The following is a 16,276-nucleotide window of genomic DNA, read 5'->3' as shown; positions in this document are numbered from 1 at the left end:
TAATCGATTTCATCTAGGGAGGACATATGTTACATACTAAAAAAATGTTTATGTTCTGCATTATGATACTTATGGTTATAATCGCAGGGTGTAGTAAAGAAGAAAAAAAAGAAAATGATCCATCAGCTAAAGCGAAAGATTCTTATACTGTAAAGCATGCAATGGGGGAAACAACAGTAAATGGTACACCTAAAAAAGTTGTTGTTTTAACAAATGAAGGTGCAGAGGCTCTTCTAGCTGTGGGAGTAACGCCAGTTGGAACTACGAAACCGCGTGCGGGTGATGAATGGTACCCTCATTTAGCGAAAGAGTTAAAAGATACGAAAGTTGTAGGAACTGAGCGTGATATTAATTTAGAGGCAGTAATGAAGCTTAAGCCGGATTTAATTATCGGGAATAAAATGCGTCATGAAAAAATATATGAACAATTGAAAGAAATCGCGCCAACTGTATACGCTGAAACATTGCGTGGAGATTGGAAGGAAAACTTTACGCTCTATACAAAGGCTGTAAATAAAGAAAAAGAAGGTCAAAAGGCAATTGAAGATTATAAAAAGCGTATTGAAGGAATGAAAGAGAAGCTAGGAGATAAATTAAGCTCTAAAGTTTCTATTATTCGCTTCGTTCCAGGTGATGTTCGTATATATCAAAAGAACTCATTCTCAGGTGTTGTTTTAAACGATATTGGATTTAAACGACCACCATTACAAGATAAAGATGAATTTGCGATAAAAGGAATTACAAAAGAACAAATTCCAAATATGGACGGGGACTACTTATTCTATTTCACATCTGATAAAGATGGCGATAAGAAGAATGAAGGAAACACGTTAGCAAAAGAATGGACAGAAGACCCACTCTTTAAGCAGCTACAAGCCTCTAAAAATAATAAAGTATTCCAAGTAGATGAAGTAATTTGGAATACAGCAGGCGGTATTAAAGCAGCAAACCTAATGCTAGATGATATTGAAAAATATTTTCTGAAATAAAGTTGAACCAATCAGGCGATTACGGGCCGTTATCTCCCACCTAACCTTGAGGTGAGAGTTTTACTGCCCGTCAATAGCGGGATAAATGAATGGCTGAGTGCATCACTTTAAATAGGTGATGCATTTTTTATTTATATAAATACAGAAAATTCCTTTTTTTCAGTCGTTTTAAGTTGTACAATAAAATCAATCACGTAATAAAGGAGTGGGAAGGAATGAAAGCTACTCATAAAGATTGGATTTTGTTTAATGGGAGAATTGTAAATACGAAGGAAGAACAGCCGATGGTTGCATTAGAAGAGCGAGGTTTCCAATTTGGTGATGGTATATATGAGGTATTCAGACTATACGATGGGAAGCCACATTTATTAGATTTACATTTGGAGCGTTTTTTTAAATCAATGGAAGAAATTAAACTCATTGCACCATTTACAAAGGAAGAGTTAGTAGAAGAGCTACATCAAATGATTGAAAAAAATCAATTTCAAGAAGATGGTAATGTATATTTACAAATATCAAGAGGTGCTCAAGCAAGAAACCATGTATATGAAAAAGACCTTCAACCAACGTATTTTGCAAATATTGTTTCGTTCCCAAGACCAGTCGCTACGATGGAAGTCGGTATAAAAGTAACGATAGAGGAGGATATAAGATGGAAATTTTGTCATATAAAATCATTAAATCTACTTCCTAATATCATGATTAAAAATAAAATAAATGAACAAGGATATCAAGAAGCGATTTTAGTGCGAGATGGAGTTGTAACAGAGGGATGTCATTCTAATTTTTTCATAGTAAAAAATGATAAACTGATTACACATCCAGCTGATCACTTTATTTTGCATGGTATTACTCGCTATTATGTTATAACATTAGCGAAAGAGTTACATATCGAAGTAGAAGAACGAGAATTTTCATTACAAGAGGTATATGAGGCGGATGAGTGCTTTTTTACAGCGACACCACTCGAAATATTCCCGGTTGTTCAAATTGGCGATGAACAGTTTGCTAGCGGCGAAAGAGGACCAATTACGAAAAAACTACAATCTGCATATGAAGAAAGTATTAGTTTGTTTAAAGTGACAAATTAATAATGAAGAAAAAAGCTGGTATTCCCCCAGCTTTTTTTCATGATATAATTCAAACATAGGACAGGTTTTGAAAACGCTGTAAAAGGGGATTTAATGTATGAATTATGAAGCTTTTAAAGAGGTAATCCACGGAAGAAGAAGTGTTAGAAAGTTTACAGAACAAGAAGTATCTACTAGTGATATAAAAGAAATTATTGATTGCGCTCGTTATGCACCGAGTGATACGAACTCGCAAACGTGGGAGTTCTTAGTCATTATGAATCGAGAGAAAATTAAAGAAATTGAACAAATGACTTGGGATGCATTACATAAACTTGCGGCAAAAGCAGCAGAAAATGGAGAAGAGAAAGCAGGGAAATTACTTACACGTTCTTTCGGGCCATATGCAACAGCTTTCTCTGAGGCACCAGTATTAATCGTATGTTTGGCAACACCTTATGAATCAAAGTTTCGTGAAAAGATATTTGATCCAATTGCCTTCGTTCCGGATGCAGTGTGGGAAGAGGAAGGAATTAAGAGTAGCTGTTTAGCGGCACAAAACTTAATGCTGGCTGCACATGCGAAGGGTCTTGGTACGTGTCCAATGACAGGGCCTGTATTGTTAGCTCAAAAAGAACTAAGACAATATTTTCAAATTGAGACCGAAAAACAAATAAATATGGTTATTTCACTCGGTTATCCGAAAGATAAACCGAAGAAACTTCCAAGAAAAGAAGTAGATGAGATTACAACGTTTATTTTTTAATCACCATATAGAAAAGACATTGAAATAACAATGTCTTTTTATTTTGGATAGGTATGTTATTAATTTGTTGGGCTAAAATGATAAATAAGATAAAATTACTATTTATTTCATTAAAAAAATTAATGTTCTATTAAGGAAAGTATGGTACAGTAATCGTGAGCAAGCTACTAATATTTGTTCATGAAAGTGTTAAAAATAGTTTTAAAATTACAAAGTTATTTTTGTATAATAAATTATAATGAAATTACAGGGGGGATGAATTTTGAAGAAATTCATAATCGCTGGATTGTCTGTATTGTTATTAGTAGGCTGTGGTGCTCCAAAGGAAAAAGAGGATGCACAGTCAAATCAGGAAGAACAAGTTGTAAATGCGAGTGAGGAGAGTGTGGTTGTATTTCCTGAAGGGGCAGTACCAATTGGAGAAGGGATAGTAAAAGTCATTACACCAGATGGTACTTCTGAAAACGGCAATACACCGACTGTATTTATCAAAAAAGATACTTTAATTCAGCAAGTTGAATTAGAACTTTCTAATTTTCAAAACGATAAAGAGACATTCGTATTTGTAGATCAAATATTTGCTGATAAACATCAAGTAACTAGTACAACACAGACAACAGTACAATTAAAAGAAAAGACACTTGAGACAGGTAGTCATACGATTACTGCAGCTCAGTTTGAAAATAATGACCCAAAAGGAAAAGTCATTAGCTTTAATCAAGCGACGTTTGAAACGAAGCCAGCATCTTAATTATGGATAAAAAGTACATTACTTAAAGTAGTAGTGTACTTTTTAATTTGGATATAAATGGGTTGTTGAGAATAATTTGTTTCACTTTCTAGTACGTATGAATAGTAAGAAATTACTCTTTACTACTAAGAAAGAGAAAGAGGTTGAAGGTGTGCAGTGATTTGTTCGTATCATCTTGCTTAGTATGATGATTTCGATAATCTGGTTTACTTTACACGAGGTGGTTGAAGTTACGCTCAATTATCAAATCCATGACATGCTAATAGGAACAGTATGTTTTGTCATAGTATATCTGTTTTATGATAAACTTAGATTAAGTTAAGTTTTGCAAGAAAAATGTAGGTATTTCATTTGAAATGTCGAATAGTACATACGATGTCGTAATAACAAATTTTCTATTGTTTATTGTGAAACAGGAGAAGGAGAGATAGTAGTTATGAAACGAGCTCTTATTAATATCGATTATACATATGATTTTGTAGCTGAAAAAGGTGCTTTAACTTGCGGAAAACCAGGTCAAGAAATTGAGAAGGAACTTGTACATATAACGAAGCAATATATTGAAAATGGAGATTATGTAGTGTTTGCAATCGACAAACATGAAGAAAATGATGAATATCATCCAGAAGTAAAGTTGTTCCCTCCTCATAATATAGCAGGTACAAATGGAAGAGACTTATTCGGTGAATTACAAGATGTATACGAAAAATATAAAAATGATGCGAATGTATATTATATGGATAAAACGCGATACAGTGCATTTGCTGGAACAGATCTAGAGATGAAGTTGAGAGAACGAGGAATAGAAGAAGTTCATCTTGTAGGGGTGTGCACTGATATTTGTGTTCTTCATACAGCAGTAGATGCTTATAATAAAGGATTTAAAATTGTTGTATATGAAAAGGCAGTTGCATCTTTTAATGCGCAAGGACATGAATATGCACTTGGACATTTTAAATTTTGTTTACATGCAGAAGTGAAGTGAAAAAGAGGCCTTTGAAAAGGCCTCTTTTTACGTTTAAATTGAGACGACATTTTGCTCAATTAGTTTTTTTATGAAAGGGCTAATGTTTTCTGGTAGCCCATTTAAATCAAAAAATTGTACATGTAATGATTCAACTCCGTCAGCTTTTAGCAAGCCACCTTTAATGTCTTTGCAAAGGTAAGCGATTGTTATAGGATAAAATTCATCTCCGTTCGCTAATTTCACAAAACACTCTTTACCTGAAAATACACTTACTAACTGAAGTATACCAATTTCAATACCTGTTTCTTCAAGTACTTCTCGTCTTCCGGCTTCTTCTGTGGATTCACCAAGTTCCACAAAACCTCCAGGAACACCCCACATGCCATTTCGTCTTTGTTGTAGTAATATTTGTCCTTGGTCATTTAAAACAGCTACAGCAACTCCTGCTAAATTGAGTGGTCTTGATCCAACAATTTCTCTTAGTTCTTCGATATACCCCATTAATTGTAACCTCCGTGAAAAAAGTATCAAATGAATGATTCGGTGTTATGTGAATGTATTCCTTTAAATGAGGTAAGTATTACAAAGTTGTTTATAAAAATTTCTATTGTAATCTCCCTTTAGATTATTAAAAAGGGTATATTTATAGTAAATAGAAAAGGGCATCAGAAGTTGAAAGATTAATGAAAGGGTTATATTGTTAAAGATGTACTAGGGATACAAATACATAGTTAAGAAAGTAAAATGAAAGGTCAGGGGAAAAGTTACGAAAGAAAATTTTGAGATAATTAATAAGGAATTATTATAGATTAGCTCTACATGAAAATTTAAAAAATAAGGAAGTGGATAGATGAGTATATTAGCGTATACGGAGGAGTTTTTTAATTATGTAAGGGAGTTTTTACTATTAAGGTTTTTACTATTTGCTTTAGTTCTTATCATTATTTCGTTTGTTATTAATCGCATTATTGATTGGTTTTTTAGAAAGTCCAGCTTTTTTGATGAAGAGGTAGAGCAGACGATTCAAAGTGTCATTCGATCTATTTTTAGATATATCATTATCATCAGTCTAATCATTTATTTAATTAGTCAGTTTGTAGATATAAAAAGTATCATTGCAGGTGCAGGGATAGCGGGAGTTGTCATTGGTTTTGCTGCGCAACAGATGCTAAAAGATGTCATATTAGGCTTTGCGAGATTAGCGGACAAAGAGTTTCGCGTTGGCGATTTTGTTACTTTTAATGGAACAAATTCAGGAACTATTGAGGAAATTAGTATTCGTTTTATGCAAATACGTGAATGGTCAGGAAAACTACTTACCATACCACATGGAGAGATTAGAACGATACAAAATTTTAATAAAGGGTGGATGCGAGTAATTGAACGCATCACGGTAAGTTATCAGGAAGACCCTACAAGAGTTAAGGAATTGCTAGAAGACGTATGTGTGATATGCAATGAAAATTTGGAACAAAGTTTGTATAGAGTAGAGGATGAGGCTGTTGAACCATTTAAATATGTTGGTGTTACAGACTTAAATCCTAACCTTAAATATGTTGGATATGAATTTTGTATTACAGGTTTAATTAAACCAGAAGATTATTTTGAAACTTCTAGACAAGTAAGGTTTGCATTAATGGCTATGTTCCATAAACATCAAGTGCAAATGCCAGCAGCGAATATGTTCGTTACTACTGAAAGTTTGCAGCATATCCGTGGAGAACAATTTTTGTCAGACAATTAAATAAAGCTTTACATTTAGAATTCTGATTTATAGATGTAGATGAGTCTTAGAGGGTTTAAAAGTAACTTCATTACTTGGCGTTGTTCAGTTTAAGAATTACGCGGTCAAAATTTAAAGGGAAAATAAAAAAATGATTGATAAATAAAAAGAGCTGAAGGAATTCAGCTCTTTTTATTTGTAGAATTTAGAAATTTCTTAATGTTATAATGATAGTTGGTGATGAGAATGAACTTTGAAGAAAAAGAGATACATCGTTTAGAAGCATTAAAAGAAATTGCGGAATTGCTAAATGAAGCAACGAATTTACAGGACATGTTAGAAAAAGTTTTACATACATTGTTACAAGTTATGAATTTACAAACAGGGTGGATATTTTTTATTGATGAAAGTGGAAAGCACCGTATGCTTGTAGACGAAAACTTACCACCAGCTCTTACGTGGCAAGAGAAGAAGCCGATGTGTGAAGGAGACTGTTGGTGTGTAGAGCGTTTTGTGAATGGCAGATTAGAAAAAGCGACAAATATTATTGAATGTAAGCGAATAGAAGATGCGATTGAATGTAATTGGGGTGAAACAGAAGATGTTACACATCATGCGACAATTCCGCTTAGGTCCGGATCAGAGAAATTTGGTCTATTAAATGTGGCTGCACCTCATAAGACTCATTTTTCTGAGGAAGAGTTAGCGTTATTAGAAGCGATTGCATTTCAAATTGGAACGACAATACAACGTATTCAATTAGTGGAGAAAGAACGTAAATATGTAGTGGTAGCGGAAAGAAATCGACTTGCACGTGATTTACATGATTCAGTAAAACAATTGTTATTTTCTATTATGCTAACAGCGAAAGGGACTCTGAATATGACGCAAGATAGAGGTCTGCAAGAGATGTTAAGTTATATTGGAGAATTATCACAAGAAGCATTACAAGAGATGACGCTATTAATTTGGCAATTAAGACCTGAAGGATTAGAGAAAGGATTAGCAGAAGCAATTCAAAATTACGGGAAGTTATTAGGAGTTCAAGTGGAAGTTCGAATTGATGGGATGGTTTCAATTGGGGATGAAATAGAAGAAGTTTTATGGCGTATTAGTCAAGAGGCGCTACATAATTGTAAAAAGCATGCTTCGTGTGAAAAGGTACATGTTCTTTTAAAAATAGAAAATAACCAGTTACATTTTTACATAGAAGACAATGGAATAGGATTTATACAAGAACAAGTAAGGGGATCAGCACTTGGTCTGAAAAGTATGAAGGAACGTATTCAGTTGATGAAGGGATCGTTTCAAATTACAACAGAGCTAAAAAAGGGTACAAAAATAGAAATTCAATTGCCGATTTGAAGGGGAGAATAAGGTTGAAGATTAAACTGCTACTAGTTGAGGATCATCATATCGTTCGAAGAGGACTTGTATTCTTTTTGAAAACGAGAGAAGAATTTGAAATTATTGGGGAAGCGGAAAATGGCGAAGAGGCATTACATTTCGTGCAAAAAGAAAAACCGGATGTCGTGCTAATGGATGTATCGATGCCGAAAATGGATGGAATTGAGGCAACAAAACGTCTAAAGCAATACGATGAGACGATAAAGGTACTTATATTAAGTAGTTTTTCAGAGCAAGATTATGTTATACCAGCACTTGAAGCTGGAGCAGATGGTTATCAATTAAAAGAAGTACAACCTGAGCAACTTGTCGCTTCTATTATTGCAGTACATCAAGGAAATGCGAATTTTCACCCGAAAGTAACACCTGCATTAATGGGGCGTTCCGCAGTAAAGAAGGAAATAGAAAATCCTTTTTCAATGTTAACGAAAAGAGAGCAAGAGGTACTTCGCGAAATTGCGAAAGGAAGAAGCAACAAGGAAATTGCAGCAGAGCTTCACATTACAGAACAAACTGTGAAAACGCACGTTTCAAACGTTTTAGCTAAATTGGAAGTAGATGATCGTACACAAGCTGCATTATATGCGGTGAAGTATGGGGGAAACTAGTTATAAGTGTGTCATATGTTAAGGTAACATTTATAGGAACAAATAAATAATAGTATGATACCGAATAAAGGTTTTTCTTCTTTCAATAATTAGGTACAATATAGCTACAATGGAAGGGGAAGATATGCTATGCCTGGAACAAGAAGTGGGATTGGAAAAATTCAGGCTTCGTTAAACGGTTTGTCACCGAAATTGCGAAGTATTGCCGAACATATTTTGAAACATCCACAAGATGTTGTACATAAATCTATTACTGAATTAGCAGAAGTTACGAATAGTTCCGAAGCTACGATATTCCGCTTATGTAAACACCTTGGTTTGCAAGGGTTTCAAGATTTGAAAATTACATTAGCTCGTGAAATTGTACATACACCGATGCAAAATATTCATGAAGAAGTATCAGCAGAAGATAGTATGGTAACAGTTGCTAAAAAAGTTTTTCATTCGCATATTACAGGACTGCAAGATACATTACATTTGTTAAATGACACCGCACTTGAGAAAGCTGTACGAGCTTTGCAAGAAGCGAACCGAATTGAGTTTTACGGAAATGGTGGCTCTGGAATTATTGCGATGGATGCATATCATAAATTTATGAGAACGGGTATTTCTTGTATTGCTCATACAGATTCTCATTTTCAAATTATGGGTGCTGGTTTACTTACAAAAGAAGCAGTAGTCATTGCAATTTCTCATTCTGGTAGTAATAAAGGATTATTGGAAGCGTTAGAAGTAGCAAAAGCAAGAGGAGCTTGCATTATTGCAATTACGAGCTATCAGAAATCAGCACTAAGTCAACTTGCTGATATAACACTTTATACTTCAACACGTGAAACAGAATTTCGTACGGAAGCAAGTTCATCACGCTTAGCGCAGCTAAGTTTATTAGATACTTTGTATGTAGGATTGTCGTTGCAACGACAAGAGGAAACACTACAAAATTTACAAAGTATACGTGAAACAATTTCGATGAAGCGAATATAAAAAAGCTCTTCAAATGAAGAGCTTTTTATATTGGTGGATCGTTTGATTATATAATCTCTAAATGTAGTTGATTTATTTTCCTGTAGAAAAATGCGACCTACTTATATTCATAAACTCTCATCTTTAATTCAGTTAAGAAATCGATTTATGCAATAATTCAAACATTGTTCATAATTTCACAATTTGCTTATGAAATGTCATGTTATGATGAACGTGTAATGATGATTGAACATTTAAATTTGGCGCAATAATTAGCCAAAATAGTGAGGACAGTAGTTGTGAGATGAACTCATTAAAACTCTAAAACACTAAAGGGGAGATCACATATGAAAGCAGTAGTGGTTAATAAAAACAGCAAAGCGAACATCGAGGTTATTGAAAAAGAATTACGTCCGTTACATTCAGGTGAAGCGTTAGTAGATGTAGAGTACTGTGGGGTTTGCCACACTGATTTACACGTTGCGAATCATGATTTTGGTAACACGGATGGCCGCATCCTTGGTCATGAAGGTGTAGGTATTGTTACTAAACTTGCTGATGATGTAACTTCACTTAAAGTTGGTGACCGTGTAAGTATTGCATGGATGTTCCAATCTTGTGGACGTTGTGAATATTGCGTAACTGGTAGAGAGACATTCTGTCGTGAAGTTAAAAATGCTGGTTATTCAGTAGATGGTGGTATGGCTGAACAATGTATCGTTACAGCTGATTATGCAGTGAAAGTACCAGAAGGATTAGATCCTGCTCAAGCATCATCAATTACATGTGCAGGCGTAACTACATATAAAGCTATTAAAGTATCAGATATTAAACCTGGTCAACCTATCGTCATCTATGGTTGTGGTGGATTAGGTAACTTAGCTATCCAATATGCTAAAAACGTATTTGGTGCAAAGGTAATTGCAGTAGATATTAATGATGATAAATTAGCCTTAGCAAAAGAGGTTGGTGCTGATATGACTATCAATCCAATTTCTCAAGGTCCTGCTGATAAGATAGTGCAAGATGAGTTTGGTGGTGCTTATGCTGCTGTAGTAACAGCCGTTTCTAAAGTAGCATTCAACTCAGCGGTTGATGCAGTACGTGCCTGTGGTAAAGTAGTTGCGGTAGGGTTACCAGTAGAAACTATGGATTTAAACATTCCACGACTTGTACTAGACGGAATTGAAGTAGTTGGCTCTCTAGTAGGTACTCGTAAGGATCTCGAAGAGGCATTTATGTTCGGTGCAGAAGGAAAAGTAGTACCGGTTGTTCAAACGTGTTCTCTAGATAAAGTACAAAATGTATTCGAAGAAATGGAACAAGGTAAAATTCAAGGGCGTATGGTAATCGATTTTAAACAGAATAGTTGTGATTGTAAATAATTCATTTTAAATATAAAAAGCATGAGTCTAGCAAAGGTCATGTAAAAAAGTTAGACGGCATAAAAAAGATGATTCCTGTATTCAATAGGGATCATCTTCTTTATATTCTACTAATATCAATGCCAATTCATACTTGATTGAGGAGATATGATTAAAAGTTCACTTTATTTGCAAACGAAAAAGAATCTTTATTTTTAACAAACTTTTTATGATCTGGAACGTTTTGAGTTGCTACAACTTGTGAATCTCTTGCTTTCAGTGCATCTTGAATCCCGATTGTCATAAGCTTAATAAATAGAATCGTAATAAAGAATGAAGCGAGAGTATAAAAAATAATCCACCATGAAAGATTCATTTCATTACGATTTAATCCAATAAGGCCTGCCCAATCATTAGATATAGAAACAGGTCTGAGCACTCCGTCATAGAGTTCACGCATTTGTATCCCGCCAATTACAATGTTAAGCAACGCTAAATGGATAACGAGTATGAGTGTTTGGACGATATGTTCCATGAATAACACAAATAAGCGGTCAAGTAATAAGACTCGTAAGTGTTTTTTGATAATATGAAAACGGCTAGCACCCAGTAATTGTGAACTTAAGATGTAATCTCGTTTCATAAATTCATCCACCTCTGAGGATATATATAAAGAAAGTGTAGGCAGAGCGACGAAAATAAGTACGAGTACTTGATAAAACGTAAATGAAATATTTGGATCTAACCCATCGGCATTTGATGTGATTACAATATTAACGGGCGTGATGAGTATGAATGCGATAAATAGAGTTGGAATATAATAAAAAACTTCTGAGCATGCCTGAAAAAATCTCTTGAGTTTTGGAGCGTATAAACTTAAGAGGATTCCTATACATGTTCCGCATAAAATTCGAAAGAAGCTAATTGCCACGGCTAATAAAATAGTGAATTTTGCTCCTTCTACAATTTGTAAGAAAACAGACTCTCCAAAACGATCAGATCCAAAAGGCGGTATTAACGATGGTGGAAAGGGGGCCTTTCCAAGTAATTCGTTATTGTCATTGTAAAGTAACTGAGGAGGTTTTGGGATGTTATCTTTAAAGAACCAACTATAAATAAAACTAGCTGAAATAAGTATGAATAAATAAGTAAAGCCGATTAAAAAGCGTTTTGATTTCCAAATAGATTTCATAATGTTGCTCCTTTCAATTGATTTTGCCATCTATTCATCATGAATGAGATTATTTGAAAAATGGCATAAAACGGTAAAATAATCATAACAAGTATGATAAATGCAGCTGGTGGTGAAATAAACGCCTTATTAAATAAAAATTGAATAATACCTTGCATATTAAAAACAAATTCTAAAATGAATAAGTTAGACAGTAAGAAAACAAAAATCGTTTTTAAATGATGGAAGAAGTGGATAGATATATTTTTGAATAAATGAATGCATAGTATATAACTTGATGAAAGGCCTTTTCCATATGCAACCTCTACGTAATGTTTTCCATGTTCTTCTTTTATGTATAACACCATCATCCGAAACATTTGTAATGTAGGTAAGACAGCTAAAGATAAAATAGGGAGTAAATAAGCTCGATTTTCATTAAAAGAAATAATGGTGACAGGAGATTCCCCGAATTTCTGAAGTACCCATATGAAAAATATTTGCCAACAAATCATCATCATCATATCAGGGACAGCTTCTAATATGAACACAATTCGGTTTATCCATTTTTTTATATAATCTTTTGCTAAAAAATAAAAAAATGCCATGCTAGAAGACAGAAAGAGCGCAAGTAAAAAGGCTAAAAATAATACAGTAAATGAATATAGGTAAGGTTCTAAAACAGTGGGGAATAATGGTGTTTTTTTGAAACTACCAAATTTCGGGTCTGAGCCGATAACCACTAATGATTCAGGGGAGAAAACCTCTTTTAACATAGTAACGATCTGATTAAAAAAATATATTGGTTGAAAGGTAAATCCTTGTTGAGTGATAAATAAATAAGGTAAATTTAATAATAGTAAGAGTGATAAAAGAATTGATGAAAGCTTAATTGTGAATTGAGTTATTGTATGTAACATAAAATCCCTCCGACATCTTTTTACAACATTATACAATAAATCCTAATTTATTGTTTTATTTTTCTGAAAAATAAGAAATTTTTAGGTTTTATAATTATAATACGTAATATATATTTATATGGTAAGAAGGTTATACTAAGGAGCCGGTCCCTATGTCCATCAAGCAAAATGTGCAGTATTTTCATTTTCGAGGCATTTACTTTTCTTCAGTTGATGGGCATTTGGTGCTATTCCATTGCGATCAAGTTAATAGAACTAAGTTTTCTTAAAATAAAAACCACCGAAATATAGAAGTGATTTTGAACGTAAGGAATTTGTAAGGAAGGAGTAAGAAAAAAGAGATTTTCAATGTGTATGATCAAAATATAGAGAAGAACGGGGGGGGGGGAGTAGTTACTATCTATTTATATAAAAACAAATTAATTAATAAAACGCTATGGAAGAAAAGAAGAAATTATAGAAGTTAACAGATATCTGAAGAAGAGGGATTAATCATTTATTAGGTCAGAGAGTTGTTTGAAGAAATAATTGGTCTATAGATGATTGCAAATTCAGTATTGACTTTTATCATTGGGAGGGTTGATAGCTGTGTGATTAGCATATGAGATACCTATCAACCATCAATACAATTTAAATAAGAGGAGAGGAATGCTTTATGAAAAAACGCAGTAAAATTACATGTGCCAGTCTAGCACTTTTAATAGGTGGAAGTTCCCTGTTATACATAACATCAAACTCAATTGTAAAAGCAGAATCTACGCAAAATGTATCTAGTTCGTTACAAACAAGTACTCAAAGCGATCGTACTTCCGTTAAGAACGCAATACGGGATGCACTACAACTTGGATACCCGGGAATACTCGCTAACATTTCTAAGGGTGGTAAAACTTGGAGTTATGCCGCTGGGATAGCGGATGTGAGAACCAAGAAACCAATGAAAGCAGATTTTCGCTTTCGTATTGGCAGTGTGACGAAAACGTTCATTGCAACAGTTCTACTTCAATTATCTGGAGAGAATCGTTTGAATTTAGACGACTCCATTGAAAAATGGTTGCCTGGTGTCATTCAAGGAAACGGATATGATGGTAACCAGATTACGATCCGGCAAATATTGAATCATACAAGTGGTATTGCTGACTATATGAATTCAAAAGACTTCGATATTATGGATACAAAAAAATCGTATACGGCTGAAGAATTTGTAAAGATGGGGATTTCACTTCCCTCAGAATTTGCCCCAGGAAAGGGTTGGTCTTATTCAAACACAGGATACGTATTACTGGGGATCCTTATTGAAAAAGTAACTGGCAACAGCTATGCGGAAGAGATTGAAAATCGGATTATTGAACCGCTTGATTTGTCAAATACATTTCTACCTGGTAATTCAAGCGTAATTCCAGGCACGAAGCATGCCCGTGGCTATATCCAACTAGACGGAGCAAGTGAGCTAAAAGACGTTACGTATATTAACCCAGGTAGCTCGGATGGGGATATGATTTCTACTGCTGACGATTTAAATAAATTCTTCTCATACTTACTCAGTGGTAAATTGCTGAAGGAACAGCAGCTAAATCAAATGCTTACTACAGTTCCTACAGATAGAGAAGGAACGGGATATGGTCTTGGAATCGTTGAATTTAAGCTTCCGAATGGTGTCTCGGTATGGGGGCATAGAGGTAGCGTTCTAGGGTTTTCCACTTTTGTTGGTGGAACACTTGGAGGCAAACATACATTGGCCGTCAATTTGAACAGCTTTAACTTTAGTAATCCTGATCCTTTTAAAAGTATTTTACTTGCTGAATTTAGGAAGTAGGCAAAAAGGCGAAATGGATAAGTTTTGTCATAGGTTTATAGTTTAAAATATATCATTTTGGTGCAAAAAACAACTTGCTCTAAAAAATTTAATACTCGTAATTAAGTATAAAAGAACGCTATCGTTTTAAGAAAATATTTCAGGAGGGTTTTATGAAAAAGAAAATGATTACTGCATTTGGTGTTTCTGCTATAATACTGACTAATTTTGTAGGAAGTACTTATGCAGACTCGAAGACAGGAGTTTCTGTTACAGCTCCCTACAATAAAAATCAAATAGCGGAATGGTTAGAAATGCACGCGAAGCCTTTAAGAACAACGAATCCAAATTCACCTTTTAATGATTTAAAACCACTTAAGAATATGGTAGGTTCAGCTTCAATTGTAGGTTTAGGTGAAGCTACGCATGGGGCTCATGAAGTTTTTACGATGAAAAACCGTATTGTGAATTATTTAGTATCTGAAAAGGGCTTTACCAACCTAGTTTTAGAAGAGGGGTGGGACAGAGCTTTAGAACTTGATCGATATGTTCTTACTGGTGAGGGAAATCCAAGCCAACATCTATCACCTGTATTTAAGACGAAAGAAATGTTAGATTTACTTGATTGGATTCGGCAATATAATGCTAATCCAAAACATAAATCTAAAGTGCGTATCATCGGGATGGACATTCAATCAGTAAACGAGAATGTTTATAATAATATAATAGAATATATTAAAAGAACCAATTCAAAACTTGTGCCGAGGATAGAAGAGAAGATAAAAGGTCTTATTCCTGTAACAAAGGATATGAATACTTTTGAAAGCCTTACGAAAGAAGAAAAAGAAAAGTATATTTCAGATGCTAAACAAATTAGTGCTTTATTAGAGGGAAATAAAAGTTATTTAAATGGGAAATCTAAAGAGTTCGCATGGATAAAACAAAATGCTCGTATTATTGAACAGTTTACTACAATGTTAACGTCACCTCCTGATAAACCATCTGATTTATATTTGAAACATGATATCGCAATGTATGAAAATGCGAAGTGGACTGAAGAACATTTAGGAAAAACTATTGTATGGGGGCATAATGGCCACGTTTCGAAAACAAATATGCTTCCTTTTGTATACCCTAAAGTAGCTGGGCAGTATTTAGCAGAGTATTATGGAAAACGGTACGTATCTATTGGAACATCAGTTTATGAAGGACAATACAATGTCAAGAATAGCGATGGTGAATTTGGCCCATATGGAATATTAAAATCGGATGATCCAAACAGTTATAACTACATCTTTGGACAAGTTAAAAAAGATCAATTTTTTATTGATTTACGTAAGGCAAACGGCGTGACAAAAACTTGGTTGAACGAACAACATCCAATTTTCGCTGGAGTAACTACCGAAGGGCCTGATATACCAAAAACAGTTGATATATCATTAGGTAAAGCGTTTGATATACTTGTTCAAATTCAAAAAGTGAGTCCATCTCAACTACATCAATAAATTTAGAATAATGTACCTTAATGAAGTGTAGTGTTAAGTGTCAATAGAGTTGTTGGAATATGTCAGTTAGGTTATTTTCATTAAAGAATTATTAAATGGAATAAATGTTTTTAAATTAGAGACGATGTGGGATAGAAGCACAGTATCATCAAGTTAACAAAATAAAATTCTACCTAAAATGAAAAAATACGCTATTCTTTCTATAGAATCATAGGTGGTCTGACCCCATTTGATGAGACAAAGAAAAAACACCTAGACAACGTGTTTCCTATAAGATATA

The 16,276-nt window shown here is 34.1% G+C and carries 15 protein-coding genes and 1 pseudogene; 13 read left to right on the top strand and 3 right to left on the bottom strand.

The genetic code is table 11. The annotated features are described in order from the left end of the window. Positions 1-26 precede the first annotated feature (26 nt). The 6 genes and pseudogenes from G9F74_RS22580 (at position 27) to G9F74_RS22560 (ending at position 4,561) form a co-directional block, all read left to right on the top strand. On the top strand, positions 27-989 hold the full coding sequence (locus G9F74_RS22580) for an ABC transporter substrate-binding protein (protein ID WP_000903334.1): 963 nt from the start codon (positions 27-29) through the stop codon (positions 987-989). 215 nt (positions 990-1,204) lie between these two features. Beyond that, positions 1,205-2,080: a D-amino-acid transaminase gene (dat, locus tag G9F74_RS22575; RefSeq protein WP_016108308.1), complete on the top strand. Its 876-nt coding sequence runs from the start codon at positions 1,205-1,207 to the stop codon at positions 2,078-2,080. 97 nt (positions 2,081-2,177) lie between these two features. Then, entirely contained in the window at positions 2,178-2,825 is a 648-nt protein-coding gene (locus G9F74_RS22570; protein ID WP_001105130.1) for a nitroreductase family protein, read from the top strand. A 262-nt stretch (positions 2,826-3,087) separates the two neighbouring features. Further along, entirely contained in the window at positions 3,088-3,576 is a 489-nt protein-coding gene (locus tag G9F74_RS22565; protein WP_000713451.1) for a putative periplasmic lipoprotein, read from the top strand. Between the two features lie 76 nt (positions 3,577-3,652). After that, positions 3,653-3,898 (top strand): annotated as a pseudogene (locus tag G9F74_RS30450) (hypothetical protein). A 114-nt stretch (positions 3,899-4,012) separates the two neighbouring features. After that, positions 4,013-4,561, top strand: a complete 549-nt coding sequence (locus G9F74_RS22560; RefSeq protein WP_016108309.1) for a cysteine hydrolase family protein — start codon at positions 4,013-4,015, stop codon at positions 4,559-4,561. Between the two features lie 33 nt (positions 4,562-4,594). Here the strand turns inward: G9F74_RS22560 and G9F74_RS22555 are convergent, their stop codons facing one another. Beyond that, positions 4,595-5,044: an NUDIX hydrolase gene (locus G9F74_RS22555; protein ID WP_000540498.1), complete on the bottom strand. Its 450-nt coding sequence runs from the start codon at positions 5,042-5,044 to the stop codon at positions 4,595-4,597. Between the two features lie 349 nt (positions 5,045-5,393). On the opposite strand from G9F74_RS22555, the gene G9F74_RS22550 reads away from it, so the two are divergent. The 5 genes from G9F74_RS22550 (at position 5,394) to adhP (ending at position 10,629) form a co-directional block, all read left to right on the top strand. Next, the gene (locus G9F74_RS22550) at positions 5,394-6,287 is read left to right on the top strand and encodes a mechanosensitive ion channel family protein (RefSeq protein ID WP_000025244.1); all 894 of its coding nucleotides are present in this window, start codon (positions 5,394-5,396) and stop codon (positions 6,285-6,287) included. Between the two features lie 225 nt (positions 6,288-6,512). Continuing rightward, complete coding sequence (gene casK / locus G9F74_RS22545) at positions 6,513-7,631, top strand: two-component system sensor histidine kinase CasK (RefSeq protein WP_001008436.1); 1,119 nt, start codon at positions 6,513-6,515, stop codon at positions 7,629-7,631. Positions 7,632-7,645: 14 nt separating this feature from the next. Further along, the gene (gene casR, locus G9F74_RS22540) at positions 7,646-8,281 is read left to right on the top strand and encodes a two-component system response regulator CasR (RefSeq protein ID WP_000694625.1); all 636 of its coding nucleotides are present in this window, start codon (positions 7,646-7,648) and stop codon (positions 8,279-8,281) included. Between the two features lie 129 nt (positions 8,282-8,410). Next, the gene (locus G9F74_RS22535) at positions 8,411-9,265 is read left to right on the top strand and encodes a MurR/RpiR family transcriptional regulator (RefSeq protein WP_001119637.1); all 855 of its coding nucleotides are present in this window, start codon (positions 8,411-8,413) and stop codon (positions 9,263-9,265) included. 326 nt (positions 9,266-9,591) lie between these two features. Next, positions 9,592-10,629 carry an alcohol dehydrogenase AdhP gene (gene adhP / locus G9F74_RS22530; RefSeq protein WP_000649126.1) on the top strand — a complete coding sequence of 346 codons (1,038 nt, stop codon included), beginning with the start codon at positions 9,592-9,594 and terminating at the stop codon, positions 10,627-10,629. Between the two features lie 151 nt (positions 10,630-10,780). Here the strand turns inward: adhP and G9F74_RS22525 are convergent, their stop codons facing one another. Beyond that, positions 10,781-11,800 (bottom strand): ABC transporter permease, encoded by a 1,020-nt coding sequence (locus tag G9F74_RS22525; protein ID WP_000836570.1) that lies wholly within the window; start codon positions 11,798-11,800, stop codon positions 10,781-10,783. Next, positions 11,797-12,699 (bottom strand): ABC transporter permease subunit, encoded by a 903-nt coding sequence (locus G9F74_RS22520; protein WP_016108310.1) that lies wholly within the window; start codon positions 12,697-12,699, stop codon positions 11,797-11,799. The genes G9F74_RS22525 and G9F74_RS22520 overlap by 4 nt, the downstream gene beginning before the upstream one ends. Before the next feature lie 655 nt (positions 12,700-13,354). Between G9F74_RS22520 and G9F74_RS22515 the strand changes: the two genes are divergently transcribed. Continuing rightward, complete coding sequence (locus tag G9F74_RS22515; RefSeq protein WP_016108311.1) at positions 13,355-14,512, top strand: serine hydrolase domain-containing protein; 1,158 nt, start codon at positions 13,355-13,357, stop codon at positions 14,510-14,512. Positions 14,513-14,664: 152 nt separating this feature from the next. Further along, positions 14,665-15,996, top strand: a complete 1,332-nt coding sequence (locus tag G9F74_RS22510; protein ID WP_000728396.1) for an erythromycin esterase family protein — start codon at positions 14,665-14,667, stop codon at positions 15,994-15,996. Positions 15,997-16,276 lie beyond the last annotated feature (280 nt).

The organism is Bacillus sp. EKM202B (genome assembly GCF_011066025.1).
Lineage (GTDB): Bacteria > Bacillota > Bacilli > Bacillales > Bacillaceae_G > Bacillus_A > Bacillus_A toyonensis.
This window is presented reverse-complemented; position numbering and strand designations above follow the sequence as displayed.